We start from the raw sequence: 26,357 nt of genomic DNA on the forward strand, positions 1-26,357 counted from the left end.
CCCCTCCCTGCCCCGCACCATGAGCACCACGAAGATCCAGGTCTTCCTCTCGTCCCGTTTCGGCGAGTTCGCCGACTACCGTGATGCCATCGTCGAGCAGATCCGCGCGCGCAAGCTGGACGAGGCATTCGGCCTGGAGGTCATCGACCTGCGCGACGGCCTTGCCCGCGCGCGGCCGCCACAGGAGGTCTGCCCCGACGGCGTGCGGCGCAGCGAGTTCATGATCCTGTTGCTGGGTGACACCTATGGCGAACTGGCGCCCGGCCACGATGTGAGCCACACGCACCTGGAGTACCTTGAGGCCGTTGCGCCGGGCTCCGACACCTGGGTGCTGCCGGCGATCATCAGCGCGGTGCCGCTCCAGGACTGGAGCCGGCAGGCCTGGCCCGATGGCGTCTTGCGCTTCCGCGAGGAGGTGATGCAGCGGCACACGACGGCGCTGTTCTCGAAGGCCGAGGGCGTGGCGCCGGTGGCCGGGCGCATCGTGCACAGCCTGTTCATCAACCTCGTCGAATGGATGCGGCACGGCACCGAGGCGGACACTGACGAGCCGCTGGAGGCCGAGGACCGGCCGACGATCGACGCCGCGCTGGTGGACAACCTGGAACTGCGCCAGCTGGCGCGCCTGGGCCGCACCGAGCCGCAGCGGCTTTACGAAGCGACGCGTGGTCCCGTCAGCGAGGCGGCTGCCGAACACCGCCGGCTGGCCGATGCGGCGCTGCGCGAGGGCGAGCCGCTGGTTGCGCTGCAGCACATGGCGCAGAGCCTGCAATGCCTGCCGCTGCAACCCAAACTGCAGTACGAGGCCGCGATGCTGCGCCTGGGCTCGCCCTGCACCCGGCAGCAGCTGGACGACACGCGTGAACAGCTGTTGCAGGCGGCGCGGTGGTTCGAGCGCCACCAGCTCGTCTTCTGGCGCAGCGCCTGTTACATCGGCCTCGCGCGTGTCGAGCTGGCGCTGGATGCACGGCGCGCCGAGCAGGCCGTGGTGCATTGCGCCATGGCGTTGGAGGCCCCGGAGGGCTACGACGGGACGTTCAATTTCCGCGCTGCCCGGTTCGAATACGCCCGCACGCTGACGCTGGCCGGTCACACCGACGACGCGCTGAAGGCTCTCAACCAGCTCGCGGGCTACTCGCCGCGCTACCTCGCGCAGGCGGTGCGGGACCCGTCCTTCGTGCCACTGCGCGATCGACTGCGCCAGATGCTGCAGGGGCACAAGCAGGAGATGCTGAACCTGGCGAATGAGATCGTCGCGCTGGGACAGCACGCCGAGGCCATCCACCACGGCCTGGACGCCCTGGCACCCTCCCTGGCCCAGGCGCACGCGGTGCCGGCGCTGGAGTCGGGCTTCGATGGCTACACCGCCACGCGCATGCAGCAGGCGCTGCGTCGCTACTTCGGCGACTTTGCCGGCTGGTTGGTCGTCACCGGGCAGGCGCTGGCGGAGGAGGCAGCCATCGCCGGCCTGCCGGATTGCCCCTTCCCGGGCCAGGCGTTCGAGGAGTCGTTCCGGGCGGGCGACGAGGCCGTGTTGGACCGGTGGCTGGTGCGGCCGGGCGACCGCCTCTCGCCCGGCATGCCATTGATGACCTACCGCTACCGCGAAGGCCAGCAGCCGCGCGAGTACCGCTTGAACGACCGCCTGCCGCAGGGAGCCCTGCTGAACCGGCTGCTGGCACCAGCCGGCACGCGGCTCGCGCGTGGGACACCGCTGTGCGACTGGGTGGCCCGCAGCGCCGACGTTTCGGTGATCGAGGCGCTGCGCCGCCGGCTGGCCGCCGCCCGCGACCGCCTGCCGCAACTGCGTCCGCATGCCGATACCGGCGTGCTCGGTGGCGCCGCCATGGCCGTGCTGGGCATGCTGGCCTGCGGGCTGGGCGCGGCCAGCCAGGCGTCCGCGCCGGTGTTGCTCGTGTCGACGACCGCGGCGCTCGGCGGCGGCGGGTGGGCGGCCCTGGCCTACTACCGGCTGCGGCGCGAGCATGCCGGTACCTGGGCGGCGATCGATGCCGACCAGTCACGGCTCGACGCCTTGACGCAGTCGCTGCCGGCGCTGTGGCGCCGCTGGGTGGGCACGCTGCAGCAGTTCGAGAAGCTGCTGGGCAGCGTTCCGCAGGAGGCCGTGCCGTTCGTGCGCCACACCCAGGCTGCAGGGCGTGGCCAGCTGGCGCTGCTGCGCAGCAGCGCGCTGCCCGACGAGGGCCGCCTGCTCACGGGCCCGCTGCCCGGCGATGGCCGGTTGGCGCTGTACCGGGTCGCGCGCGGTACTGACAACGCGCCGATGCTTCAGCGTGCCGGACTCGGCGCCGTGCCTGCCCTCTGACCTCACCGGAGCTCCCGACATGGCCCGCTATCTCTCCCGCCCGCGCACGCTGTGGGCCACGCTGGCCGGTGCAGCAGGCGTCGTGCAGACGCTCGAAGGCCCCGTCCGGCACGAGGCCGGCGACGCCATCCTCACCGGCCTGCACGGTGAGCAGTGGCCGGTGCCCCGGGCCAGCTTCGCGCTCAAGTACCGCCCGGTGGAGCCGGAGCGGGCGGGCCACAGCGGCTATTACGCACATGTCGCGGAACCTGTCGACGCGGTGCAGGCCGCCGCCCCCAGCACGGTGCAGGTCCAGGGCGGCACGCTGAAGGCGCAGCCGGGAGACTGGATCGTCAGCTACCCGGACGGCAGCCGTTCGGTCGTGCGTGCGGACCTGTTTGCGCGGCTTTACCAGCCGGACACCAGCGGTCCCGTGCGTGCGCTGCAGAGGGGCGTCGACGAGATCGCATTCGAGGCACCGCTGCGCGAGGCGCTCGCGCGGGACCTGAAGACGCTGGCCTGGGTCTGCGGCCGCGAGACGCCGTCGTTGGTCGTGTTCGTGGCCGCACGCTGTCTGGAGCGGGTCGTGCTGGCCACTCAGGACGCTGCTGCGGGCCGCGCGCAGTCCACCGTGCAGCAGCGCATAGATCTGCTGCAGCTGACCGGGGCGATGACGTCGGGCGAAGCCGCCGTGGCGCACAACTTGCGGCGCCTGGGCAACCAGGTGCGGCACCTGGACGACGCGCTTGGCCCGGCAGATGAGCCCTTCGTGCTGAGCCTGCTGTGCGCCGTGCTCGGCTGGGCCGCTGCCTGGTGGCGCGCCGGCCCGAGCCGGGATGACGGAGACACCCAGGCCGCGCGTGAACGCATCGAGGCCGCGGCGCCGGTGCCCGAGGTGCTGACGCTGGCGCATGCACGTCGGGCGGCGGACTGCGCCCAGTGCTTCACCGCCATCGCGCAGCGCGTGCACGCCAATGCGGAGTTCCTGCTGCTGTTCGCGGTGGAGCGCAGCCTGGACTTCGGCGAACTGGACATCGCTGAGCGCCTGCTGGCCCTCGTGCGCGCGGAGAGCGGCATCCGCTCGAGGCGCACGGCGCAGCTGCGCGCGTTGACGGCGAGTCGTGCCGGTGACCTGCGGCGCGCGCGGGAACTCGTCGACCGCTACCTGGACCGCGAGCCGCGCGGCACAGACGACCGGTTGTTCGAGGAGTCGCAGGGCATTAAGGGCGGTGTCTACAAGCGCTGCTGGGCCCGTGGCGGCTCGCGCGAGGACCTGGTGCTGGCCCACCGCGCTTACGAGGCCGCGTGGTCGCGCGGCGGCAGTTTCTATTCGGGCATCAATTGTGCCGCGACGCTCGCCTGGCTGGGGCGCACGGCCGAAGCGCGCGGCATCGCCCTGGCGTTGCGCGAGGAGCTGGCGCCCTACATCGATGACAGTGAAGACGCCGAGGTCGACATGCAAGCCGTGCCCTGGCTGTATGCGAGCCATGCGGAGGCTTGCCTGCTGGCGGGCGACATGCAGGCATTCACGTCGCTGGCCGCACGGCTGAAGACTGCGCTGGCCTCGACCCAGCGAGGCGTTTGGACCAGCTTTTCCCAGCAGTTGGCCGTCCACGAGGCCCAGGGTGTGCTGCCGGTCGGCAGCCGCGAGGGCGGCGCCGTATAGGCGGTCGTCCGCTACTGCGCCACCAGCTCCACGCGCCGGTTCTTCGCACGTCCGGCGTTGTCGCCGTTGCCGGCCACGGGTGCGAGGGAGGCCAGGCCCTTGGCGGTGAGGCGCTGGCCGTCGATCTTGTACGGCGCGGCAGTTAGCGCCGCGACGACGGCCTGGGCGCGGGCCAGGCTGAGCTTCTCGTTGGCGTCGAAGGCGCCGACGTTGTCGGTATGGCCGACGATCCAGGCCTTCAGCGCGGGCTGGTTCTTCAGCAGCTCGGCCATCGCATCAAGCTGGGCCTTGGACTCGGGCTTGAGCTCGGTCTTGCCGGTGTCGAAGAACAGGCCGGTCAGTGCGACGCGGCCTTCCGCGGCGAGGCCGGCCTGCAGCGCGGCGGGGTCAACCGTGACCTGGCCTGTCTCCATGGGCTTGGGTTCGACGATCTCGAGGTAGGTCGCGACAAGGCCGGTCGAGGCGTTGGCGGCCAGCGAGTTGTAGAGCAGCACATGCGTCTCCTGCCCCGGCTTGCCCAGCGTGCCGACGAGCAGGCGGCCGTCCTCGACGGACGTCGCCGAGGTCAAGCTGTAGCGGTTGCCGGTGGGGGTTTCGACGTCGCCCCTGGCCCATGTCATGCCCTTGTTGGGCTCGCTGGTCTTCCACCACGCGAAGTAGAGGTCGGCGCATTTGGCCTCACAGGCGAAGCGCTTCCTGAAGCCGGCGGCAGCGAGCGCCTGCTCGTAGTTGCGCCACACCTCCAGCGCCGATTTGCCGCGCGGCGCGATGTAGAGCGTGCGGGTGATCTTGCCTTCGAGCTGTATCGGCTCGCGGTACTGCCGCGCGTCGGCCTTGGACAGCTCGGCGCTGCCGGGCAGCACGGCAGCATCCCAGTTCGAGATGCGCTGGCCCGCCAGCCAGGAGCCGGTGAAGCGCTTGATGAGCGGGTGGTCCGTGGCACCGGGGACGTCGGTGACGAGCTTGTCGGCGGCCGAGGCGGCCGTGGCGAAGGCGGCGGCCACCAGCGTGGCGACGAGGCGGGCGGAGGCTTTCATCAGTCAGCTGGGTCGTCGAGTTATTGCAGGACCATCTCGACGCGGCGGTTCTTGGCCCGGCCGTCTTCGGCAGCGTTGGACGCCACCGGCGCGTAGCCGGCGTTGCCGTACGCGGCCAGCCGGTTGGCGGCGATGCCGCGCTGTGTCAGCGCCGCGACGACGGCCTGCGCGCGGCCCTGGCTGAGCTTGACGTTGGCGTCCACGCTGCCGACGTTGTCGGTGTGGCCGACGATGAAGACCTTGGCCGCCGGCTGGGCCTTGAGCACAGCCACCATCTGGTCGAGCTGCGCGTTGCTGTCGGGCTTGAGCTCGGTCTTGCCGGTGTCGAACAGGATGCCGTAGAGGGCCATCTTGCCTTCGGCCTGCAGGCCCGCCGCGATGGCCTTGGCGTCTACGGTCACTTGGCCGGTGGGCATGGCCTTGGGCTCGACGATCTCGATGTAGCTGGCGGCGCGGTCGGTGTACTCGTTGGCGGCCTGCGATGTGAAGACGAGGATCTGAAGCGCCGTGCCGCCGCGGCTCAGCGTACCGGCAAGGATGTGGCCTTCCTCCCAGGTGACGGACATCGGGATGCCCCAGTGTGCGCCCTTGAAGTTGCTGCCTCTGACGCCGACGAGGTAGCCCTTGGCCCAGTTCATGGACTTGCCGCGGTCCTCTTCCGTGATCGCGAAGTAGGCCGGCGCGAGGCAGTCCTTGACCTCACACAGGAAGCGCGGCTTGAAGCCGGCGGCCATCAGCGCCTGCTGTTGGTTGCGGAACACTTCCAGCGGCGTCTTGCCTTCGGGGCTGATGTAGAACAGCCGCGTGATCTTGCCTTCGAGCAGTACCGGGTCGGCGAACTTTTTGCGCTCGGTCTTGGACCCACCGCCGGCGCCGGGATGCACCGTGGCGGCCCAGTCCTGCTGGCCGTAGCCGACCAGCAGGCTGCCGGCGAAGCGACTGATGACGGGGTGGTCGGTACCGCCCTTCACATCGGCGGTGGGCACGCCTTCCATCGCGCGGGCGGCCGGGGCGGCGAGCGCCAGCGCGAGCAGGGCAGCGGGCAGGGCAACGGTTCGCATCGTCATGTCTCGGGCTCCGGGCGGGGTTACTGGACAACCATCTCGACGCGCCGGTTGCGGGCCCGGCCGTCCTCGGCGGCGTTGGACGCCACCGGTGCGAAGTTGGCGACGCCGCGGGCCTGCAGCCGGCCGGCCGCGATGCCGCGCTGCGTGAGGGCAGCGACGACGGCCTGAGCGCGGCCCTGGCTCAGCGTGAGGTTGGCGTCGATGCTGCCGACGTTGTCGGTGTGGCCGACGATCAGCACCTTCAGCGCGGGCTGGGCCTTCAGCAGCGCGGCCATCTGGTCCAGCTGCGCGTTGCTGTCGGGCTTGATGTCGGTCTTGCCGGTGTCGAAGAACAGGCCGTAGAGGGCGATCTTTCCGTCGGCCTGCAGGCCCTGGCCGATGGCTTTCGCGTCCACCGTGACCTGACCGGTCGGCATGGCCTTGGGCTCGACGATCTCGATGTAGGTGGCGGCGCGGCCCGTGTGGGTGTTCTCCGCGACCGACGTGAACAGCAGCAGGTTCAGCGTTCGCCCGCCGTTGGCGAGCGTGCCCACCAGCATGCGGGCCTGCTCGTAGCTGATGCCGCCAGAGAGGCTCCAGCTGCTGCCGGCGTGTTCGCTGCCGGTGGCGGGCAGGTCACCCTCGGCCCAGTGCATGCCTTTCATGCGTTCGTACTTGTCGAGCGCGAAGTAGGCCTTGCTGCAGCCCTGGGCCTCGCTCTCGCATTGCCAGGTCACCTTGAAGCCGGCGGCGGCGAGCGCCTGCTGGTAGTTGCGGTAGACCTCCAGCGGGCTCTTGCCCAGCGGCGCCAGGTAGAACAGCCGGGTGACCTTGCCTTCGAGGGCCACGGGGTTGGTGAACTCGTCGGCGTCCTTCTTGACGCCCCGGGCATCGGGGAAGCTGCGCTGCTCCCAGTCCTGCTGTGCATAACCGGCCAGCACGCTGCCGGTGAAGCGCTTGAGAACGGGGTGGTCGGCGCTTTTGGCGACGTCCGTCTTGGGGGCTTCGGCCATCGCGGCCGAGGCCAGCGTGACGGTGGTGAGCAAGGCGAGGGCGGCGCGGAGAGGCGTCATGGGCGGCGTGTCGGGAAAGGTGGCGGGATGTTGCAGCAGGCAACGCGGCAGTCTCGCCGCGGGCCGACCTGCAAACTGGGGAGGCGTCGTCCCGATTCGTAAGCGGCCTGACAAGCCACTACACGAGCGCGGTCTCGGGGCTACGATAGTGGTAGCGGTAGGCGAAAACGAAGCCCAGGCGCGCGTAGAGCCGCTGCGCGACGGCATTGTCGCTGCCCACCTGGAGGTAGGCCTGGCGGGCGCCTTGCGCATGAGCCTGGGCCAGCAGCGCGCGGCACAGGCGCTCGCCATGGCCTTGCCGGAGCACGGCCGACGCGATGTCGTAGAGGCCGACGAGGTCACCGTCGACGACCATCTGTCCGCAGGCGAGCAGGGTGCCGGCGGCGTCCTTCAGCGCGAAACCCTGGTACGTGACCGGCGCGCTGGCAATGCGCTCGGCGTGAGCCGCGATGGCCGTCACCGACGAGCCGCGTAGCGCGCCCACGAGGGCGGCGTAGGCGGGGGCCTCCAGCGCCTGCAGGGCGACCGGCGCAGGGTCGGGCACGAGGCGGTCCAGCACCATCACGTCGGCCGCGTCGAATGCGCCCCAGCCCTTGGCAGCAAGGCGAGCGTCGAGGTCGGCCGGCTGGCTCCACGGCGTCACGCGCACGGCCAGCGGCAGGCCGGCGGCGTCATAGGCCCGCTGGCAGCGGGCCAGCAGATCGTCCAGCGGCAGCGTGCCCTCGCGCAGCGCATTGATGCAGCGCGAGCGCTTGGCCTTGCCGGGCGACAGGCGGATTAGCCAGCCGTCGATGTCGGTCTGCTGGGGCGGCGCAGACGCATCCAGGCCGGCGAGTTCGGCGCGGAGGGCGAGGGCGGGGGCGGGAAGCCTCTGTTCAGGCATGCAGCAGGACCGAGGCGTCGCGCCATACGCAGCGCCATTCCGGCAGCGACACGCCGCCGAAGGGCGGCGCCATGCCGTACTCAGCGAACTCCGCACCCATGCGCGCGTAGAAGCGCTTGGCAGGTTCGTTGGCGTCCAGTACCCAGAGGAAGACGGGTTCGCTGTGGGCCGGGCCCAGCTCGCGGGCGACGGCCTGCAGCAGCTGGCGGCCGATGCCGCCGCCCTTGGCCGCAGGGTGCACGTGCAGGTTGTCGATCAGCGAGCCCCACGTGGAGTCGTGGTTGAGCAGCACGTAGGTGAAGCCGATCAGCTGGCCGTCGGCGTCTTCGGCCACGATGCCGAAGGCCGGCGTGGTGACAGGCTCCGTCAGCCGCTCCGTCCAGACGGCCTGCCGGTCGGCAACGACGCCGTGGTCCAGGAACTCGTCGGTGAGCATGCCGCGGTAGGCGCTGCGCCAGCTGGCTGCGTGCAAGTCCGCCACGGCCTGGGCGTCACCGGCCTCCATCGAACGCAGGCGTACCGCGGTCACCGCATCGTCCCGATCCGTTTCACCATCTCCTTGGCGAAGTCGACAAACGCCACCGCGCCCTTGGAGCTGGGGTCGAACACGACACCCGGCAGCCCGTAGCTCGGCGCCTCGGCCAGCCGCACATTGCGCGGGATGACGGTATCGAAGACTTTGTCGCCGAAGTGGGCCTTGAGCTGGTCGCTGACCTGCTGCTGCAGCGTGATGCGGGGGTCGAACATGACGCGCAGCAGGCCGATGATCTCCAGGTCAGCGTTCAGGTTGGCGTGGATCTGCTTGATCGTGTTGACCAAGTCGGTCAGGCCCTCCAGCGCGAAATATTCGCATTGCATCGGCACGATGACGCCGTGGGCGCTGCACAGGCCGTTCAGCGTCAGCATGGACAACGACGGCGGGCAGTCGATGAGGACGAAGTCGTAGTCCTTACCGGCGTCGGACAGCGCGGCCTTCAGCCGGGCCTCGCGGCGTTCCAGGGCGACCAGGTCCACCTCGGCGCCCGCCAGTTCCCGGTTGGCGCCCAGCACGTCATAGCCGGCCTTCTCGGCACGGGTCTTGGCCTCGGCGATGGTGGCGGACTCCAGCAGCACGTCGTAGACCGTCGTCTCCAGTTTGCGCTTGTCGATGCCGGAGCCCATCGTCGCGTTGCCTTGAGGGTCGAGGTCGACGACGAGGACGCGCTGGCCGATCTGCGCCAGGCCGGCGGCGAGGTTGACGGTGGTGGTGGTCTTGCCGACGCCACCCTTCTGGTTGGCAATGCAGAAAATCTTGGCCATGGCGAGGGTTCCGGGAACAGCCGGCATCGTACCGGGCGAAGTCGGGCCGGCGCTCGGGCTGGACCCGCGAAAGTACGTCAGCCGCGATCAGCGTGGCCGCATCCAGACGATGCAGCGCTGGGCATCCAGCCCGGGGACGGTCAGTTGTTCCACGTGAAACACATCCACGTCGGTCGGCAGCGCGGCGATCTCGTCGGCCGGGTGCTGGCCTTTCATGGCCATCCACACTGCTCCCGTCGCCAGGTGCTCGCGGGTCAGCGTGGTGAAGTCGACCAGCGATGCAAAGGCGCGCGACGTGATGACGCCGAAGGGTTCGACGCTCAGCTGCTCGACGCGGCTGTGCACGCCATGCAGGTTGCGCAGCCTCAGCTCGGCCGCCACCTGCTGGATGAAGGTGGCTTTCTTGGCGACGGCGTCGACGCAGCTCACGTCAGTGTCGGGGCAGCAGATGGCGATGACAACGCCCGGCAGCCCGCCGCCGGCGCCGACATCCATCAGCCGGGCCGGTGCACCGTGGCGTTGCAGCGGCGCAATGACGGAGAGGCTGTCGATCAGGTGGTGGCTCAGCATCTGCGCCAGGTCACGCACAGCCGTCAGGTTGTAGACCTTGTTCCACTTCTGCAGCAGGGCCAGGTAGGCCAGTAACTGGTCGAGCTGGGTATCGCTGAGTTCTAGGCCGAGTTGCTTGGCCGCCGTTTTCAGAGTGGCCCTCATTGAGTGGCCTCGCTTGGCAGCCGGATCTCGCTGAACCGCCATTCGTCCAGATCGCCCTCTGCATCCAGGCGGCCGGCGTCGAACAGGGCAACGATGCGAGCCGCGAGCAGGTCCAGCCGGTTCTCTGGCGCTACACCCGTCAAGCGAGCGTCACGTTCGGCGTCGCCCAGCACTCGCGCGACCTTCAGCCACCGTGGCGCGCAGTGGGAGAGTAGGACCTCATCCAACAGCCGAACGTCCGTCATGCGGCCTCCATCTCGGACGTGAAGCCCTTGAACTTGCCCTTCTTCAGGTGCACAAGCAACAGCGAGATCGCGGCCGGTGTAATACCAGAGATGCGCGAGGCCTGGCCCAGCGTCTCGGGGCGGTGCTTGTTAAGCTTCTGCCGCGCCTCGAAGGAGAGGGCGTGGACGAGGCTGTAGTCCAGCTCTTCCGGTAGCTTCAGGTGCTCGAAGTGAGCGGCACGCGCGACGTCGTCGACCTGCTTGTTGATGTAGCCGGCGTATTTGGTACTGATCTCGACCTGTTCCGTCACGAGGGCGGCAAGTTCGACGCCCAGCTCAGCATTCAAGGTTTCACGTGAAACACCGGCCGAACCCACCAGTTCAGGACGTGCAATTGCGGCGACCTCGGCGACCTTGTCGAACACGACGCCAGGCCGGCGCAGCAGGTCGGCCAGGTTGTACTCACGCTCCAGCGCTTTGCCCACCAGCCGCTCGGCGTCAGCCGCCGGCAGGATGCCGGGGTGGACCCAGGTGCTCTTCAGCTTCTCTGTTTCACGTGAAACAGCGTCGCGCTTGCGGTTGAATGCGGCCCAGCGTTCGTCGTCCACCAGGCCCAGCTGACGACCGACCTCCGTCAGGCGCAGGTCCGCGTTGTCCTCGCGCAGTTGCAGGCGGAATTCCGCACGGCTGGTGAACATGCGGTAGGGCTCGGTCACGCCCTTGGTGATGAGGTCATCGACCAGCACGCCGAGGTAGGCCTGGTCGCGTGCGGGCGTCCACGGGTGGTCGCCACGGACTTGCAGCGCAGCGTTCAGGCCGGCGAACAGGCCTTGCGCCGCGGCCTCTTCGTAGCCGGTCGTCCCGTTGATCTGGCCGGCGAAGAACAGGCCCTGGATGACCTTGGTCTCGAACGAGGCCTTCAGCCCGCGCGGGTCAAAGTAGTCGTACTCGATGGCGTAGCCGGGGCGCAGGATGTCGGCGTTCTCGAGGCCGGGGATGCTGCGCACCGCGGCGAGCTGAACGTCGAAGGGTAGGGAGGTGGAGATTCCGTTCGGGTAGAACTCGTGCGTCGTCAGGCCCTCGGGCTCCAGGAAGATCTGGTGCGAGTCCTTGTCGGCGAAGCGGTTGACCTTGTCCTCGATGCTGGGGCAGTAGCGGGGGCCCACGCCCTCGATGACGCCGGTGAACATCGGACTGCGGTCAAAGCCGCTGCGGATGATCTCGTGGGTCTTCAGGTTCGTGTGCGTGATCCAGCACGGCACCTGCTGAGGGTGCATCTCCCGGTTGCCGATGAAGCTGAACACGGGCACCGGATCGAGGTCACCCGGCTGGGCCTCGCACTTGGAGAAGTCGATCGTGCGGCCGTCGATGCGCGGGGGCGTACCGGTCTTGAGCCGGCCCTGGGGCAGCTTCAATTCCTTTAGCCGTGCTGACAGCGACACGGCGGGCGGGTCACCGGCGCGGCCGGCGCTGTAGTTCTGCAGGCCGACGTGGATGCGGCCGTCCAGGAAGGTACCGGCTGTCAGCACGACAGCGCGTGCGCGGAACCGGATGCCGGCCTGCGTGACGGCGCCGACGACGCGGTCTCCCTCGACCATCAGGTCGTCCACGGCCTGCTGGAACAGCATCAGGTTGGGTTGGTTTTCCAGCCGGCGGCGGATGGCGGCCTTGTAGAGGATGCGGTCGGCCTGGGCACGGGTGGCGCGCACGGCCGGGCCCTTGGAACCGTTGAGGATGCGGAACTGGATGCCACCTTCGTCGGTGGCCAGTGCCATCGCGCCGCCGAGCGCATCGACCTCCTTGACGAGGTGTCCCTTGCCGATGCCGCCGATGCTGGGGTTGCAGCTCATCTGGCCCAGGGTTTCGATGTTGTGGGTCAGCAGCAGCGTCTGGGCCCCCATGCGGGCGGCGGCGAGGGCGGCTTCGGTGCCGGCATGTCCGCCACCGACGACGATGACATCGAATTCCTTGGGGTAGAGCATCTCGATCCTGCAAAGAGCGGCCCGGGCAGGGGCCCGGGCGAGCCGCTGATTTTACGAACCGGCTGTGGATAAGTCACCCGCAGGGCCGATGCGCACGCGCAGCCTCCTGAAGCAGACGCCTGCATGCTGTGGCCGCCACCTTAGGGACAGCTGAAGGCGGGTCCATCGCCGCCGGCCGCGCGCCGTGCTGCAATCGCGCCATGCCATTCCCTGCCGACCCCGTCCTCGCGCCGCTCGCGGAGCTGGCCGCACGCGCCCAGCCGATGCGCGTGCCGGCGGGCACGCGGCTGTTCGACGCCGGCCGGCCGTGTCCGGGCTTCCCGCTGGTCGATGAAGGCAGCGTGCGCGTCTCGCTGGCCTCGCCGGACGGCCGCCAGCTGGAGCTCTACCGCGTCGAGCCGGGCGAAGTCTGCGTCGTGTCGGCCACCTGCCTGTTTGCCCACCGCGTGGCCACGGCCAGCGGCGAGGCGCGCACGGAGACAGCGCTGCGGCTCATCTCGCCCGCCGACTTCGAGGCGGTGTGCGAAAGCGACCCGGTGCTGCGCCGCTACGTCATGGGCCTGATGGCCGAGCGGCTGGCCGACCTGATGGCGCTGGTGGAGGCCGTGGCCTTCCAGCGGCTGGACCAGCGCCTGGCCGCGCTGCTGTGCGCCCGCGGGCCGCAGCTGCACACGACGCACCAGCAACTGGCCGACGAGCTGGGCACCGTGCGCGAGATCGTCAGCCGGCTGCTGCGCCGCTTCGAGCGCGACGGCTGGGTGGCGCTGGGCCGCGAGCGCATCGACATCGCCGACCGCGCCGCGCTGCAGCGGCTTTGCGTTGCATCAAGCGCTGTGTGACCGTGGTCACCGACGCGCGGCGCCGTGCCGCGCAGCATGAAGGCATCACTTCAAGGAGCGCTTCATGTTCAAGACCAATGTCGGCGGCATCGACCGAATCGTCCGCATCCTGGCCGGCCTCGTGCTGCTGGGGCTGGCCGTCACCGGCACCATCGGCGTGTGGGGCTACGTCGGCGTAGTGCCGCTGGCCACTGGCCTGCTGAGCACCTGCCCGCTGTACTCGGTGCTGGGCTTCAACACCTGCCCGATGAAGGGCTGAAGCCCTCGCGGAGACCGACAATGCCGCCATGGATTGCCGCCCCCGCTGCGCCGCCTGCTGCATCGCGCCGTCGATCAGCTCGCCCATTCCCGGCATGCCCGACGGCAAGCCGGCCGGCGTGCGCTGCGTGCAGCTGGACGACGACGACTGCTGCCGGCTCTTCGGCCGGCCCGAGCGCCCGGCTGTCTGCGGCTCGCTGCAGCCCAGCGAGTTGATGTGCGGCGACAGCCGCGAGCAGGCGATGCGCTGGCTCGGCTGGATGGAGCGCGAGACTGCCCCGGTCACGCCGCCTGCACCCGCCTCTCGCGCGGGCGGCTGAAGCGCTCGCGCCAGGCCTCGGCGCGCGGGTGGTCCCAGTACTTATCGAAGAAGTAGTGCAGCACCGTGTTGCACAGCGGCTCGACGAAGGTCACCGCGCCCGCCACGGCGACGCTGCCGGTCAGCGCATAGGTGACGCCAAAGGAGGTGCCCAGATGCAGGATGCCGAAGCTGACGGTCTTGGCCATGATGTCTATCGCCAATGCTTTGAAGATAGCTAAATGCTAATTGTTCGCATCTGCCGCGGCCAATGGCTTGTCGCTATGCCGGCGATTGGGTGTCACAGATCTTCCTGAGAGAAAACACGGTGCATGCCCGCTTCGGTGGCAGCGCCTCCGGCGCGTACCACCCGGCCGACGAGGCTGCCGCCTGTGCCTGCAGGGCTTGTGCGTCGGCCGTCCGGCCCTGGTGGCGCCATAGCTCGCCCTGAACCGCCCACAGGTAGCTTTGCAGGCGCACTTCGCGGCTGGCGGGCAGCGAGGACCATGCGGTCTGCGCCTGCGCCACGGCCTGGGCGGCCGCCGGCAGATCGTGCCTGAGCAGCGCGACCCGTGCCAGCCCCAGCTGGGCCAGCATTTGCGCGGCGATGGCGCGACGTGGCTCGGCGGCCGGCCCCGGCTGCGCCGCCTGGCGCAGCAGCGCCAGCCCCTGGTCCAGGGCCTGCGGATCGCCTTGATCCAGCAGAAAACGCGCCCATCGCTCGCGTGCGGCGGCCAGCGCCGCGGAATCCGGCGCGTCGTGCGCCTCGCTGGCCTGAAGCGCTGCCCACAGGTGATGGCGGGCGGCAGCCGCGTCGCCGGTTTGCGCCAGCGCCGTGCCCAGCAGGCCGTCCAGGCGGCGTTGGTCGGCTTCGTGGTTCACATGCGCGGCATAGTCCTTCTGAACGCCGCGCAGGATGGGCAGGGCGAGGTCGGGTCGACCGTCCATGAGCAGTGCAGCCCCGCGGTACTCTCGCGCCGTGTCGTCGCCGGGGCCGCCGCCGCCCGAGGGCGTGGGCAGGGACTCGAACATCGCCAGTGCCCGGCGCCGCTCGCCCAGGCGGTGCAGCCAGCGGGCGTGGTTGCCTACCGCGTGGAAGTGGTTGTTGTGGTTGGGGCCATAGGTGCTGAGCGCCTGGGCCGTCGCGGTCTCGAAATGCTTCAGCGCAGCGGCTACCTGTCCCTGCTCCATCAGCGACATCGCCAGGTTGGTGTTGATGACCGACAGGTTCTCCTCGCTGGCACCAGGGGCCAAGGGGATGGCCAGTGCCTCCTCGTACAGCGCCTGCGCCTGCGGCCACGCCTCGCGGGCGTTGTGCACGTTGGCCAGGTTGGCCAACGCCGCCGGGTAGTCCTCGGACTGGGGTGCATGGCGACGGTACAGCGCAATGGCGCGCTCCAACGCCTGGATGCGCTGCGCGTGGGCGCCGGGCACGCCGCGCAGCACTTCGCTTTGCGCCATCCACCAGGCCGCGCGCTGCTCGGAAGCATCCAGGCCCGCCCGGTGGATGAGATCGTCCACCCGCGCCAAGGTGGCCTTGGCGGCGTCCGGATGCAGGTTGTAGATGTCGCCGTAGGCATCGACCAGCAGGCCCTGGATATACACCGGATCGGTCACGCCAAGGTACTTTTCGGCCAGCGCCATTTGGCGGCGATGCAGCACCTCGTAGCGGTCGTCTTCGGCGAGGTAGCCGTACACATTGGCCACGACGCCGAGGAGTTCGATCCGCAACGCGGGGTCGTGTTCGAAGTCACGGTCGATGCGCTCCGAGGCCAGGTCCATCAACTGCCTGGCGGTGATCTGGCCGCGCGGTTGGTCGGACGGGCGGCGCGGGTCCACGGCGTTGAAGATGCCCAGCACGAAGCCCTTCACCGCTTCGGCGCGACGCGCCTCGGCCTTGGCTCGCTGCCCCTGCCACACCACGCCCGCGACGCCTGCCACGAGGCTCATGGCCAGAAGGCCTGACAAGGCCACACCGACGCGGTGACGGCGCGCAAAGCGGGCCAGTCGCACCCAGCCCGTAATGCGCCGCGCGTGGATAGGCTGGGTGCGGCGATGACGCGCCAGGTCCTCCGCCAGCGCGGCGACGGACTGGTAGCGGTCGGTCGGGCGGGGCTGCAGCGCGCGGTCGACGATGGCGTCGAGGTCGCCGCGCAGCGCCTTGCGGCGGCTTGCCTGCGTCGTGGTGTGGGACGGCGGGGGCACGGGCTCGCCGGGCGGCGGGGGCGGCGCGTCGGTCAGCAGCTCGAACAGCATCAGGCCCAGCGCGTAGACGTCGGTCGCGACGCTCACCGGCCCGCCGGCCAGCTGCTCGGGCGCGGCATAGCGCGGCGTGGCGAGCAGGCCCTGGGCGCGGGTCAGCGCGGTGCTGTCGGCGGGCGTACCGTCCTCACCGGCCAGCAACTTGGCTATGCCGAAGTCCAGCAGCTTGACCTGGCCGCCGGCCGTGACGAGCACATTGGCCGGCTTCAGGTCGCGGTGGGCGATGAACTGACCGTGGGCGTGGCTGACGGCGTCGGCCATCTGCGCGAACAGGTCCAGCCGCGCGGCTAGTGGCAGCGCCTGCTCGCGGCACCAGTCGGTGATGGGCCGGCCGTCCACCGCCTCCAGCGCGAGGTAGGGCTGGCCGTCGGCGGCCAGGCCCGCGTCGTAGAAGCGCGCGATGTGCGTGTGGTCCAGCGCGGCGAGGATGTCGCGCTCGCGGTCGAAGCGCTCGCGCAGCGAGCCCGCCAGCAGGTGGGCGTGAGGCAGCTTCAGTGCCACGTCGCGGGCGAAGGCGCCGTCCGAGCGGCGCGCCAGCCACACGATGCCCATGCCGCCGCGGCCCAGCTCGCGCACCAGCGTGTAGGGACCGACGACATCGCCCGGCGCCGCCCCTGACGGCGCCGTAACCGGTGGCAGTGTGGGCGGGCCGTCCAGGAACGCACCACCTGCACCGGGCAGCCCGTCCAGCACGGCGGCCAGGCCGTCGCGCAGGTCGGCATCGGCCTCAGGCAGTGCCGCGAGCCAGCCGGCGCGTTCGGCCTCGGGCAGCGCCAGCAGCTGGTCGAGCCGCGCCGAGAAGCGCGGCCACTGGTCGGGGGGGCAGGGCAGCTTCATCGGTGGAGCCAACGGGTTGTCGGGCTGCGGGCGGACATGTCGCGCCGCGTCAGCTCACAGCATCGTGCGCAGCAGCGCGCGAGCCTTGTCCCAGTCGCGGCGCACGGTGCGGTCGGTCAGCCCGAGGGCCGTGGCGATCTCGGCGTCGGTCAGCCCGCCGAAGTAGCGCATCTCCACCACTTGGGCCAGGCGCGGCTCCACCTGGGCCAGCGCGGTCAGCGCGGCGTCCACCTGCAGCGCCTCGCCGTCGGCCGGCCCGGGCTGTTCGGCCGCGCGCGTGTCCAGCGTCACGTGCTCGATACCGCCGCCGCGGCACTCGGCATGGCGCGCGCGCAGCTCGTCCACGATGACCGACCGCATGACCTGCGCCGCATAGGCGTAGAAGTGGCCGGGGCTGGCGAACGCCAGCTGGTCCACGCGCGGGGCCAGGCGCAGGTAGCTCTCGTTGACGAGCGCCGTGGTGTTGAGCCCCGCCTGCGGGCCGCTGGCATGGAGCCGGGCGCGGGCGATCTTCTTCAGCTCGGGGTAGGCCTCTTGCCATGCAGCGGGCCAGCTTGAAGGCTCAGGCGACGGGTAGGCTGGCATGGGCCGGCATGTTCGCACGCAGGCCAACCCCGCTGCGGCCTACCGACGTGGTGCGCCGCCCCCTTGTCTAGGGAGGCGGTGTCCGGCTTGGCGCGGCGGCGGCGTTGGCTTGGGGGCAGGTCGAGTGTTCGACCGCCCATCAAGGAGTCTCCATGCAACGCTTTGCCTTTCCCCATGCGCTGGCCCTGGCAGCGGCGCTCGCCGCGCTGCCGGCACTGGCGGCCAACCCCGGCCCCTACAACACCGGCGTCGATGCCAGCGGCGCGCCGTTGGCGCAGGACGCCGTCGACGCGCACTACGAGATCGTCGACTCCGCCGCCTTCGGCCCGGCCGCGTACGCCAAGACCACCGGCGCGCCGATCGACAACGGGGCCTGGATCAACAACTCGTCCGCCTCGCGCTGGCTGGTGCCCACGACGGACTTCTTTTTCACCGACCAGCCCGGCATCACGGACACCATCACCTACCGCACGACCTTCGACCTCGGTGCCTACAGCGCGCCCGGTTGGCGCATCGATGGCCGCTGGGCCGCCGACGACAGCGGCCTGACGGTCCGGCTGAATGGCGTCGTCGTGCCCGGCTTGGGCATTGCGCAGGCCGACGCGTGGACGCCGTTGCACATCACCAGCGGCATCCTGCCGGGGCTGAACACGCTGGAGTTCAGCACCTCGTCCACACTCAGCCCCACCGGGTTTCGCGCGGAGATGGTGACCACGCCGGTGCCCGAGCCGTCGACTTGGCTGCTGCTGGCCGGTGGCTTGGGGCTGGTGGCCCTGCGCCGCCGCGGAGGTGCGCAATGAAGGCCGCGCTGCGCTGCGGCGCTGCTGTGCTGGGGCTGGTGGCCCTCGCGCTGTCCGGGGCGGCACAGGCGGGCGGCTACGGCCTGACTGCCAACGTCATCACCGAGGTGACGAACTTCCCTGCTGCCGACCGCAAGGACGGCAACCTGTGGTTCGATCGCGAGCCGCAGGCGGGCCAGTTGCAGGCCGTCGACCGCACCGCGCAGCTGGGTCCGGGCGTGGCAGCCGTGGGCAGGTTCCTCGGCTCGACCGGCCTGCTCAAGGCCTACGCCGGGGCCAGCTACCCGTTCGGCGGTAGCGGCCTGGCCACGTCCACCGTCAGCAGCAGCTTCTACGACACCGTCATGGTCACGGGCGCCGGCCTGGCTGTCGGCACGCCGGTCAGCTACCGCGTGGATTTCAGCATCGAAGGCACGGTGCTCGGCGCAGCCCCGGACCCCACCTTCGGCGCCATCGCCGAGGCCTCGGTGACGCTGCAGGACGATTACACCTACCAGTCCGTCAAGCTCAACTGGGGCAACCGCACGCAGAGCCCCGGCGTGTACTCGTTGGTGCTCGACACGAAGGTCGGGAGTGCCGTCGTGATCTACGGCTCGCTTGCCGTCGGCGCGCGGGTGCAGGGCAACTCGGTCACCGCGCGCTCGGCGGCGGCGGACTTCTACAACTCCGCGCATTACTACATCACGCCCTCGGTCGCCGGGCTCAACACCGTGGGCCTGAGCGGGCATGACTTCACTGCGGCCCCCGTGCCGGAGCCGTCGACCTGGGCGCTGATGGCGCTGGGCCTGGGCTGGGTGGCGGTGCGGCAGCGGAGGGCATCGCGCCGCGGTTAGGCTGGCGGGCATGAGCCCGCCGGACCGACCCACCCCACCCAACAGCCTGCTCCGCCATCAGGCCCGCCAAGGCGCCTTCACTGATGCTTATGCGCGGCAGGTCCCGCGGACGGTGAGCCTGGCCGAGTTCGTCGAGGCCTTCTACACGACGCGACTGTTCAGGTTCGAACTGGCGCTGATCGCGCTGCTGGGCAAGCCGTCCACGGCGGCCATGGTGCGCGCCGTGGCCACTGGCGGGGGGCGCCGCCTGGCTGTGTGGACGGCCGAGGCTCGCACGGCCGACGAGCTGCTGATGCGCGACGATAGCGGCGCGACCTGCTCATGGTTCAAGGTGGAGTCGGCCGCGGGTGGGCAGACGCTGCTGTGGTTCGGCTCGGCGATCCAGCCGCGCCGGCGCGGGGCCGACGGGCAGCTGCGCTTCTCCTTGGGGTTCCACGCGCTGCTGGGCTTTCACCGCCGCTACTCGCGGGCGCTGCTGCGCGCCGCGGTGAGGCGCCTGGAGATGGCGTGCTAGGGCTTCGTGCCGCGGCCGCTGACCTTGTCGGTCACCGGCTGCTGCGTCGCGAGGTCCTCGATCCAGGCCTCGCAGGCCTCGGGCGCGATGCGGCCCGCCACGCGGTAGGCCTTGCCGGCCTCGGGTGTGAAGTCCACGTCGCCCAGTACCTGGCAGTTCGGGTTCGTCAGCGCGAGGATGGGCGCGGCGTACTGCGTGGCCACCTGCAGCGTCACGCGGGCCGGGCGCAGCGGCAGCTCGTTCGTCAGCGCGACGGGCGTCACCGAGAAGCCGCGGCCCTTGTTGGCCTGCACGGTGGCCAGGCTGGTGGACGCCAGCCGCCGTCCGTCCACACGCGTCAGCTCGAAGACATGCAGCAGCGAACTGCCGATTGGCACCGCCTGGTCGGCTACGTTGGCGGTGGGGCCGGTGTAGTCCGGCGGCGTGGCGGGCTGGAGGCTGGCGCAGCCGGCGAGGGCGGCGAGCAGCAAGGGCACGAAGCGAAGGGTGTGGCGGGGCGCGGTCATGTCTGGAGTCTCGCCCATGCCGGCCCGGTGCTCACCGCGCCACCGCCGCCCGCATCGACCGCGCCACATAGGCCAGCGTCACCGCCGCCAGCGCAAAGCCCACCACGACGCCAGGCACCACCTGGCTCCAGCGCAGCGCCTCGCCCTTGAGAACCTGCAGCATCAGCGTGTTCTGCGCGAGGCCGGGCACCCACAGGTACCAGGGTGCTTCGCCGCCGGGGTTCAGCACGCTGACCATCGGGGCCAGGCTCACGGCGGTGACGACCAGGGCGCTGCCGGCCTGCGCCTCCTTGAAGCTCTTGGAGCGGATGGCCAGTGCCATCAGCAGGCCCGACAGGCCCGCGGCCAGCGGCACCTGCAGCAGCCAGAAGGCCAGCACCTCGGGCAGCCCGAAGCTGAACTGTGCCTGCAGCACGTCGCTCTTCAGCAGCCATTGCGCGGGCACGAAGCTCAGGGAGGACAGCAGCGCCACGGCCATGCCCAGCAGCGCGACGGCGCCCCACTTACCCGCCACCAGCGCGCCGTGGGGCACAGGGTTCATCAGCAACGGTTCGAGCGAGCCGCGCTCGCGTTCGCCGGCCGTGCTGTCCAGCGCGGCGGTCAGCGCGCCGTAGAGCACGGCCATGATGATGAACATCGGCAGGATGCTGGTCAGCCGCGTCGCGCGGGCCTGCGCGCTGGCGAGGTCGCGCTCCTGGATGTCGATGGGCTCCAGCAGGTCCACCGACACGCCCCGCATCGCGAGGTTGAGCGAGGCGCGCTCGTGGTTGAAGGCGTAGAGCAGGCCCTTGATCATGCCGACGCCAGCGCTGGCGCGCTGGTTGGCGCTGTCGCTGACGACCTCCACGACGGGCGCCTCGCCGCGCAGCAGCTGCGCCTCGAAGTCCTTCGGAATGACCAGCATCGGCGCCGTGGCCTTGCCGTCGCGCAGCAGCGCTTCGTATCCCTCGCGGTTGGTCGCGCCCTTCATGCCGACGAGGGTGTAAGTCTGGCGCTCGATGAAGTTGACGAGCGTCGGTCCGTTGTCACGGCCCTCGACCACCACCTCGCGCTTTTCGGCCTGCGCCTCGAACGACGCGATGAGCCCCGACAGCGCCGTCAGCAGCAGCGGCCCCATCAGCAGCGCGGGCAGCAGGATGCGCAGCAGCGTGCGGCGGTCGCGCAGCGCGTCGTTGAGCTCCTTGGCGAAAACGATCAATGCCTGTCTCATGCGGCCACCTCTTGCGGGAATGCGAGCTTCACGAACGCGTCTTCAAAGCGGGTCTCGCCGGCTTGTTCCAGCAGCGCCGGCACGCTGCCGCGCGCCACGCTGCGACCCTGCGACACGACGACGACCTCGTCGCACAGCTGCTCCACCTCCTGCATGATGTGCGTGGAGAAGACGATGCACTTGGCGCCGCCTTCGGGGCTTCGCAGCCAGCGCAACGCCTCGCGCAGGCCGCGCGTGGCCAGCACGTCCAGGCCGTTGGTGGGCTCGTCGAGCACGATGTTGGCGGGGTCGTGCACCAGCGCACGGGCCAGCGCCGTCTTCATGCGCTCGCCCTGGCTGAAGCCGTCGGCGCGCCGCTCCAGGATGGACTGCATGTCCAGCAGCTTCGCCAGTGCCTCTGCGCGCGCATGTGCCGCGTCGGGCGCCATGCCCTGCAGCCGACCGTAGTAGACGATGTTCTCCCGCGCGCTCAGCCGCGGATACAGGCCGTGCGCATCACCGAGGATGCCCATGCGCGCCAGCGCCTTCAGCGGCTGCTCCCGCACGGGGATGCCGTCGACGGTGATGTGACCCGAATCCGGTGGGAAGAGGCCGGCCAGCATGCGCAGCGTCGTCGTCTTCCCCGCGCCGTTGGCGCCCAGCAGCCCGGTGATGCGGCCATCGGCGGCGGTGAGGCTTACGCCCTGCACCGCGTGCACGACTCGCTTAGCGCCGCGCTTGAACAGCCCGCCGCCCGCCTGGGCGGTGAACTGCTTGTGAACGTCCTGGATCTCGATCATTTCGCGGCGCCTCCCTGCGCGGGTGCTTGAACGGGCTGGAAGGCCACCGGCCGCGGGATGCGCACCGCGCAGGCCCCGTCCTGCGGCAGCGCCTCGGCGTCAGCCTTGGCGTCGATGAAGCGGAACATCAGGTCGCGCACGCAGTTGACCGCCGACACGCCGTGGCCGGCCTCCGGCACGACGAGGTGCTGCACCCGCTCGGGGTGGCCCACGGCCAAGGCCTTGGCGACGCGCTCGCCGTGGCGCGGCGGTGTAGCTGGGTCCGCGCCACCGCTCATCAACAGCACCGGGCTGGGCGCGGGCGGGATCCTGTAGAAGTCCGCAGGCACGTCGCCCCGGGGCCAGGTCTTGCACATACGGGCGTAGCCCTCGGCGTCCATGCGGGCGAAGTCCTTGCCCGGCGAGTCGGTGGCGTCGGCCAGCCGCGGCACGTCCTCCGCGCACATGACGGCGAAGTGCATGCCCATCGCCAGCTTCATGCCCTTGCCGCTGCCAAAGGCCGAGGTCAGCCCGAACAGGCCATCGAAGCGACCCTCCGTGGCCGCGATGTGCAGCGCGGCCGGCAGCGCTGCAGCCAGCGCTGGCTGGTACAGCGGCGGCCGCACGGCGCGCAGCAGCAGCTCGCGGTCGACCATGAAGGTCTCAGGCGCGCCGGTCAGCGGCTGGGCCACGGTGACGCGGCGCGGCAGCGAGGCGAGCAAGCGCTGCCAGTCGTCACGCAGCGCCGGGTGCGTCTTGGCGTTGGCGTCGAAGAGCTTGTCCAGCGCGGCCTGCGTGTCGGTCGAGAAGCTGGCCGGCAGGACCATGTCCGGCGGCGCGACGCCGTCGATGACGGTGCGGCGCACCCGGCTCGGGAACTGGCGCAGGTACTCCAGCGCGGCCCGCGTGCCGTAGCTGGCACCGACGAGGTTCCACTGCGGCACACCCAGCGCCTCGCGCACGGCCTCCATGTCCTGCATCGCGATCGTCGTCGTGAAGAAGCGCAGGCCGCCGTCGCGGCCATAGAGCAGCGACTCCAGCTGGTTGCGGCAGGCTTCCAGCCGGCGCAGCTGGGCGCCGGCTTCGAGCTGCTCGGTGATGGGCAACTGACTGTCGTCGGCGCACTCCAGCGGCGCGGACTTGCCGGTGCCGCGCTGGTCGATGAAGACGAGGTCACGCCGGTTGTTCAGCCGGGCCAGCCGCGGCAGCACGCGCGCGGCGACGTTGATCGCGCTCTGGCCAGGGCCGCCGGCCAGCAGCAGCACGGCATCTGGCTGCTTGTTGCGGGCCAGCGCCGGCACGACGACGTAGTGCACATCGATGCTCACGCCGTCCGGCCGCGCCGGGTCCAGCGGGCGCTTCAGGCTGCCGCACTGCAGCTCGTTAGGAATGCCGTCGAGCCGGCAGGGCTTGAGGGGGGCGCCGGCCAGCGCCGGCCTGACCAGCAGGGCCAGAGCCAGCAGGGTCGACAGCGTGGTGATTCGGCCTAGAGTTCGCAGCATGCGGGCGCTCTTGGTGACAGGGGGCGCCCAGTATCAGCGCCGCCCCTGCGCTGTCCGCGCGCTGGCCGCCGGATGGCCGGCGGCGTGTCATGAACGGTCAGCCGGGCGGATGAATGGCGCCGGCCCCGACTCGTTCAGCTGCCAGCCAGCGCGCCCACCATAGCCAGCACGAGGAACCCCAGGCCCAGGATGAACCAGTGCATGACGGCCAGCAGCCCGGCCCGCATGACTGTCGTCCACCACGAGGCCGCATGCACACGCTTCAACGCGATGACCGGGTAGACGTTGGACCAGATCCACAGCACGAAGGCCACGAGGCTCCACGGCAGCATCACCGCCAGCAGCAGCATCGCGTACCAGGCGGCGTGCAGGTGCATCGCGAACACGAAATGCGCGCCGTAGGGCTGGCGCCAGAACAGCAGCTTCAGCAGGCCGGCGAAGAACGGCAGCGAGCACAGCACCGCATACGGCGCGAGGCCCAGCATCGTCGCGCCCATCGCATGCGCGGTGCCCTTGGGATCGGCGCGCCAGTGCGCTTCAGCGCGCACGATGCGCTCCTGCATGCTGAGCGGCAGCCGGGCGGCGAGATCGGGGTGCAGGATGTGCATCTCCACCGTCGTATTGCCCAGCTTCTTGCGGACGGTGGCCACCTTGCCCGCCACCGTGTCCACGGCCGAGGCCGCCGAGGCTGCCGTTTCCACCGCCTCGGCGACCTCGACGTCGTTGTCGTCGTCCAGCCCCAGCGTGTGCGTGCCACCGGGCATGAGCTTGAGCGAAAGGAAGAACAGCAGGCCCAGCGTCAGCAGCAGGCGCAGCGGCAGCACATAGCGCTGCTTGCGGCCGGCGAGGTACTCGCGCGTCAGGAAGCCCGGGCGCAGCAGCAGGCCTCGCAGGCTCTTCCACAGCGTGCCTTCCACCGCGATGTAGTGGCTGACGAACTCATGCACGAACTCGAACAGCGACGGCGGGTGGTTGGCCGTGTCCTGCCCGCACTGGCTGCAGAAGCGTGCTGCGGGCACCAGCGTGGCGCCGCAGTTCAGGCAGGCGCCGCTGTGGCCATGCCTGCCATGGCCGCCGCCTGCAGCCAGGCCGGCCAGCTCCGCCGAAGCCGCCACGGCGGCCGTACCTCCGGTCAGGCCGTTCAAGCCTGCGTCGTCCATGTGTGCTCCTTCCCTGCGTCGGTCATCCGCCCGCCAGCGCCAGCGGCCGAGGCGACGTCATCGTCGGCGTGGAGTTTGCCGCAGGTGACGGTGAGGGATTGTGGTGGTGACCTGCCGAAGGCGGCAGCTGTCGGTCGGCAGCAGACGACGGGCTAAGGCTTGTGACGCCACGTGCGGGAGCTAAGCATTCCTGCTCCTCACGCCTTCTTCATCAAGCCCTGGCACGACGACTTCGCCCTGGCGTCGCTGCCGTCCAGCTTGCCGCAGACGCCGTCGAGCTGCGCCTTCAGCCGGCCGACCGTGGCGGCCTGGGTGGGTGTCTTGTTCCAGCCGGCCAGCAGCGTCGCGACCTTCTTCAGCGAGCGTTCGCTGCGCTCGTAGAACGCGCCGGGGTCCTTCTCGGCCTCGGTGAACAGCTGGGACGCAGCCCTCTCGATGCGCGGCGCGTCTTCGGGACTAAGCTCGATCAGCGCGGCGACATAGTTGGCGCCCCATTGCAGCCGCGTCGCCGGCCCTTCGCTCTTGTTGAACGCGTCCTCTGCCCAGCGCAGCGCCTCGGCTTTGCGGCCCTGCGTCTTCGCATTGCCCGCCAGCTGGCTCATCAGGTAGTAGGGCGAGTGGCTGCGCGCCAGCGCGGCCTTCAGCAGCTCATCGCTTTCCTTCCACAAGCCCGCGCGGCCCAGCAGGTAGGCGGCCTCGGTAACGACGGCCTGGCGCTCGTAGCCGTCGCTGATCTCGCGGTGCGCGCGGCCGGCCTGGTCGCGGGCCTGGTCCAGCAGCGCGGCAGGCAGGTTTTTCGGGTAAGGGTCGGCATGCGGCGTGTCGACGCGGGCCAGCTCGATGCGCGCCTGCAGCGCGTTGAGCCGGTCGGCGCGGGACAGCGTGGCGTCCTCATTGAGGCGCTTGAGCGCGGAGTCGAACTCGGCGACGAGGGCGTTGCGCGCCTCGCCGGCTTGCGGCGCGAAAGCCTTGACGAGATCGGGCGCCTCGTTGGTCAGCACATCCATCTGCGCGCGCGCCTGCGCCGGATCGGCCAGCACGGCGCGCAGACGCGGCAGGCCGGCGGCATCGGCGGTCTTGCCTTCGGCCAGCGCGCCGACGGACTTCAGCCACAGCCGCGTCGCCGTCTCGGCGTCCACGCCGTCGCTGGCCTTGGCAAGTTGGGCCAGCACGGCGGCGCGCTGGTCGGCCGGCACGAGCTGCTGCTCATCGGTCTCCCAGCCGTAGAAGCCCAGCAGCCGCCATTCGTTGGCGGACAGGCGCTTGCCGGCGCGGGCGTCGGCCAGCACCGCCTTGGCCGGCCGGCCGCTGGACAGGCCCAGCTGCAGCACCTGCATGACCTGGGCGGCGTCGGCCTCGCCGGGCAGGCGGGTGAGTTCGGCGCCGGCGGGGCTGAAGAGGATCAGAGTCGGGTAGCCGCGCACCTTGAAGCGCGTGCCCAGCTTCTGCGCGCCGGGTGCGTCGCCGTCGATGCCCACGGCGATGAAGGCCTTGCTCTGCTCGATGAAGTCGGCGCGGTTGAACAGCGTGGCCTTGAGCTGGTTGCAGGGCGGACACCACTTGGCGCCCCAGTACAGCAGCACGGGCTTCTTCTCGGCTTTCGCCTGGGTGAAGTAGCGGTCGATGTCGCTGTCGGCCGCGGCGGCCTGCCAGGCGACGCCGGCGCCGGAGGTAGCAGAGGCCGGCGCGGCGGTGAGCGACAGGGCCAGGGCGAGCGACAGGAAGAGGGGTTGCAGCTTCATGGCGGGGTGGGAATACGGCGGTGG

General features: G+C 70.4%; 26 protein-coding genes. 8 read left to right on the plus strand and 18 right to left on the minus strand.

Annotated features, from left to right (window positions below):
• Nucleotides 1–19 precede the first annotated feature (19 nt).
• Both LXT13_RS14935 and LXT13_RS14940 read left to right on the plus strand, forming a co-directional pair.
• Nucleotides 20–2,326: a DUF4062 domain-containing protein gene (locus LXT13_RS14935; RefSeq protein ID WP_233372747.1), complete on the plus strand. Its 2,307-nt coding sequence runs from the start codon at nucleotides 20–22 to the stop codon at nucleotides 2,324–2,326.
• Between the two features lie 19 nt (nucleotides 2,327–2,345).
• On the plus strand, nucleotides 2,346–3,971 hold the full coding sequence (locus tag LXT13_RS14940; RefSeq protein WP_233372748.1) for a PGDYG domain-containing protein: 1,626 nt from the start codon (nucleotides 2,346–2,348) through the stop codon (nucleotides 3,969–3,971).
• A gap of 11 nt (nucleotides 3,972–3,982) precedes the next feature.
• Here LXT13_RS14940 and LXT13_RS14945 read toward each other — a convergent pair whose 3' ends face one another.
• The 9 genes from LXT13_RS14945 to mnmG form a co-directional block, all read right to left on the minus strand.
• The gene (locus LXT13_RS14945) at nucleotides 3,983–5,008 is read right to left on the minus strand and encodes an OmpA family protein (RefSeq protein ID WP_233372749.1); all 1,026 of its coding nucleotides are present in this window, start codon (nucleotides 5,006–5,008) and stop codon (nucleotides 3,983–3,985) included.
• Nucleotides 5,009–5,028: 20 nt separating this feature from the next.
• Nucleotides 5,029–6,069, minus strand: a complete 1,041-nt coding sequence (locus tag LXT13_RS14950) for an OmpA family protein (RefSeq protein WP_233372750.1) — start codon at nucleotides 6,067–6,069, stop codon at nucleotides 5,029–5,031.
• Nucleotides 6,070–6,095: 26 nt separating this feature from the next.
• A complete protein-coding gene (locus LXT13_RS14955; RefSeq protein WP_233372751.1) occupies nucleotides 6,096–7,127 on the minus strand; it encodes an OmpA family protein in 1,032 nt (343 codons plus the stop codon).
• Nucleotides 7,128–7,245: 118 nt separating this feature from the next.
• Entirely contained in the window at nucleotides 7,246–8,010 is a 765-nt protein-coding gene (locus tag LXT13_RS14960) for a GNAT family N-acetyltransferase (protein WP_233372752.1), read from the minus strand.
• Nucleotides 8,003–8,539, minus strand: coding sequence for a GNAT family N-acetyltransferase (locus tag LXT13_RS14965; RefSeq protein WP_233372753.1), 537 nt, complete (start codon nucleotides 8,537–8,539; stop codon nucleotides 8,003–8,005). The genes LXT13_RS14960 and LXT13_RS14965 overlap by 8 nt, the downstream gene beginning before the upstream one ends.
• Nucleotides 8,536–9,309 carry a ParA family protein gene (locus LXT13_RS14970; RefSeq protein WP_233372754.1) on the minus strand — a complete coding sequence of 258 codons (774 nt, stop codon included), beginning with the start codon at nucleotides 9,307–9,309 and terminating at the stop codon, nucleotides 8,536–8,538. Before LXT13_RS14970 ends, LXT13_RS14965 begins: the two co-directional genes overlap by 4 nt.
• An 87-nt stretch (nucleotides 9,310–9,396) precedes the next feature.
• Nucleotides 9,397–10,065, minus strand: coding sequence for a 16S rRNA (guanine(527)-N(7))-methyltransferase RsmG (gene rsmG / locus LXT13_RS14975; protein ID WP_419964676.1), 669 nt, complete (start codon nucleotides 10,063–10,065; stop codon nucleotides 9,397–9,399).
• On the minus strand, nucleotides 10,020–10,268 hold the full coding sequence (locus LXT13_RS14980; protein WP_233372756.1) for a DUF3658 domain-containing protein: 249 nt from the start codon (nucleotides 10,266–10,268) through the stop codon (nucleotides 10,020–10,022). Before LXT13_RS14980 ends, rsmG begins: the two co-directional genes overlap by 46 nt.
• Entirely contained in the window at nucleotides 10,265–12,229 is a 1,965-nt protein-coding gene (mnmG, locus tag LXT13_RS14985; RefSeq protein ID WP_233372757.1) for a tRNA uridine-5-carboxymethylaminomethyl(34) synthesis enzyme MnmG, read from the minus strand. The genes LXT13_RS14980 and mnmG overlap by 4 nt, the downstream gene beginning before the upstream one ends.
• A 200-nt stretch (nucleotides 12,230–12,429) precedes the next feature.
• On the opposite strand from mnmG, the gene LXT13_RS14990 reads away from it, so the two are divergent.
• The 3 genes from LXT13_RS14990 to LXT13_RS15000 all read left to right on the plus strand — a co-directional run bounded on the left by LXT13_RS14990 (nucleotide 12,430) and on the right by LXT13_RS15000 (nucleotide 13,646).
• Nucleotides 12,430–13,068 carry a Crp/Fnr family transcriptional regulator gene (locus tag LXT13_RS14990; protein ID WP_233372758.1) on the plus strand — a complete coding sequence of 213 codons (639 nt, stop codon included), beginning with the start codon at nucleotides 12,430–12,432 and terminating at the stop codon, nucleotides 13,066–13,068.
• A gap of 64 nt (nucleotides 13,069–13,132) precedes the next feature.
• On the plus strand, nucleotides 13,133–13,327 hold the full coding sequence (locus LXT13_RS14995; protein ID WP_233372759.1) for a YgaP family membrane protein: 195 nt from the start codon (nucleotides 13,133–13,135) through the stop codon (nucleotides 13,325–13,327).
• Nucleotides 13,328–13,355: 28 nt separating this feature from the next.
• Entirely contained in the window at nucleotides 13,356–13,646 is a 291-nt protein-coding gene (locus LXT13_RS15000) for a YkgJ family cysteine cluster protein (RefSeq protein WP_233372760.1), read from the plus strand.
• Here LXT13_RS15000 and LXT13_RS15005 read toward each other — a convergent pair.
• The 3 genes from LXT13_RS15005 to LXT13_RS15015 form a co-directional block, all read right to left on the minus strand.
• Nucleotides 13,609–13,833: a DUF2061 domain-containing protein gene (locus LXT13_RS15005; RefSeq protein ID WP_233372761.1), complete on the minus strand. Its 225-nt coding sequence runs from the start codon at nucleotides 13,831–13,833 to the stop codon at nucleotides 13,609–13,611. The two genes, LXT13_RS15000 and LXT13_RS15005, sit on opposite strands and share 38 nt — an antisense overlap.
• A 73-nt stretch (nucleotides 13,834–13,906) precedes the next feature.
• Nucleotides 13,907–16,723, minus strand: coding sequence for a serine/threonine-protein kinase (locus tag LXT13_RS15010; protein WP_233372762.1), 2,817 nt, complete (start codon nucleotides 16,721–16,723; stop codon nucleotides 13,907–13,909).
• Nucleotides 16,724–16,777: 54 nt separating this feature from the next.
• Complete coding sequence (locus LXT13_RS15015; protein ID WP_233372763.1) at nucleotides 16,778–17,308, minus strand: ECF-type sigma factor; 531 nt, start codon at nucleotides 17,306–17,308, stop codon at nucleotides 16,778–16,780.
• Between the two features lie 152 nt (nucleotides 17,309–17,460).
• Between LXT13_RS15015 and LXT13_RS15020 the strand changes: the two genes are divergently transcribed.
• Genes LXT13_RS15020 through LXT13_RS15030 form a run of 3 tightly spaced genes read left to right on the plus strand, consistent with a single transcriptional unit; the run spans nucleotide 17,461 to nucleotide 19,455 of the window.
• Nucleotides 17,461–18,108, plus strand: a complete 648-nt coding sequence (locus LXT13_RS15020) for a PEP-CTERM sorting domain-containing protein (protein WP_233372764.1) — start codon at nucleotides 17,461–17,463, stop codon at nucleotides 18,106–18,108.
• Nucleotides 18,105–18,941: a PEP-CTERM sorting domain-containing protein gene (locus tag LXT13_RS15025; protein WP_233372765.1), complete on the plus strand. Its 837-nt coding sequence runs from the start codon at nucleotides 18,105–18,107 to the stop codon at nucleotides 18,939–18,941. The genes LXT13_RS15020 and LXT13_RS15025 overlap by 4 nt, the downstream gene beginning before the upstream one ends.
• Before the next feature lie 10 nt (nucleotides 18,942–18,951).
• The gene (locus tag LXT13_RS15030) at nucleotides 18,952–19,455 is read left to right on the plus strand and encodes a hypothetical protein (RefSeq protein WP_233372766.1); all 504 of its coding nucleotides are present in this window, start codon (nucleotides 18,952–18,954) and stop codon (nucleotides 19,453–19,455) included.
• Here LXT13_RS15030 and LXT13_RS15035 read toward each other — a convergent pair.
• The 6 genes from LXT13_RS15035 to LXT13_RS15060 all read right to left on the minus strand — a co-directional run bounded on the left by LXT13_RS15035 (nucleotide 19,452) and on the right by LXT13_RS15060 (nucleotide 26,333).
• The gene (locus LXT13_RS15035) at nucleotides 19,452–19,961 is read right to left on the minus strand and encodes a hypothetical protein (RefSeq protein WP_233372767.1); all 510 of its coding nucleotides are present in this window, start codon (nucleotides 19,959–19,961) and stop codon (nucleotides 19,452–19,454) included. The genes LXT13_RS15030 and LXT13_RS15035 overlap by 4 nt on opposite strands.
• A gap of 31 nt (nucleotides 19,962–19,992) precedes the next feature.
• Nucleotides 19,993–21,171, minus strand: a complete 1,179-nt coding sequence (locus LXT13_RS15040) for an ABC transporter permease (protein ID WP_233372768.1) — start codon at nucleotides 21,169–21,171, stop codon at nucleotides 19,993–19,995.
• Nucleotides 21,168–21,950, minus strand: a complete 783-nt coding sequence (locus LXT13_RS15045) for an ABC transporter ATP-binding protein (RefSeq protein WP_233372769.1) — start codon at nucleotides 21,948–21,950, stop codon at nucleotides 21,168–21,170. Before LXT13_RS15045 ends, LXT13_RS15040 begins: the two co-directional genes overlap by 4 nt.
• Entirely contained in the window at nucleotides 21,947–23,431 is a 1,485-nt protein-coding gene (locus tag LXT13_RS15050; RefSeq protein ID WP_233372770.1) for an alpha/beta fold hydrolase, read from the minus strand. Before LXT13_RS15050 ends, LXT13_RS15045 begins: the two co-directional genes overlap by 4 nt.
• A gap of 134 nt (nucleotides 23,432–23,565) precedes the next feature.
• A complete protein-coding gene (locus tag LXT13_RS15055; RefSeq protein ID WP_233372771.1) occupies nucleotides 23,566–24,591 on the minus strand; it encodes a DUF3667 domain-containing protein in 1,026 nt (341 codons plus the stop codon).
• 197 nt (nucleotides 24,592–24,788) lie between these two features.
• On the minus strand, nucleotides 24,789–26,333 hold the full coding sequence (locus LXT13_RS15060; protein WP_233372772.1) for a thioredoxin family protein: 1,545 nt from the start codon (nucleotides 26,331–26,333) through the stop codon (nucleotides 24,789–24,791).
• Between the last annotated feature and the right edge of the window lie 24 nt (nucleotides 26,334–26,357).

The sequence above is a fragment of the Pelomonas cellulosilytica genome (assembly GCF_021353265.1).
GTDB lineage: Bacteria > Pseudomonadota > Gammaproteobacteria > Burkholderiales > Burkholderiaceae_C > Pelomonas > Pelomonas cellulosilytica.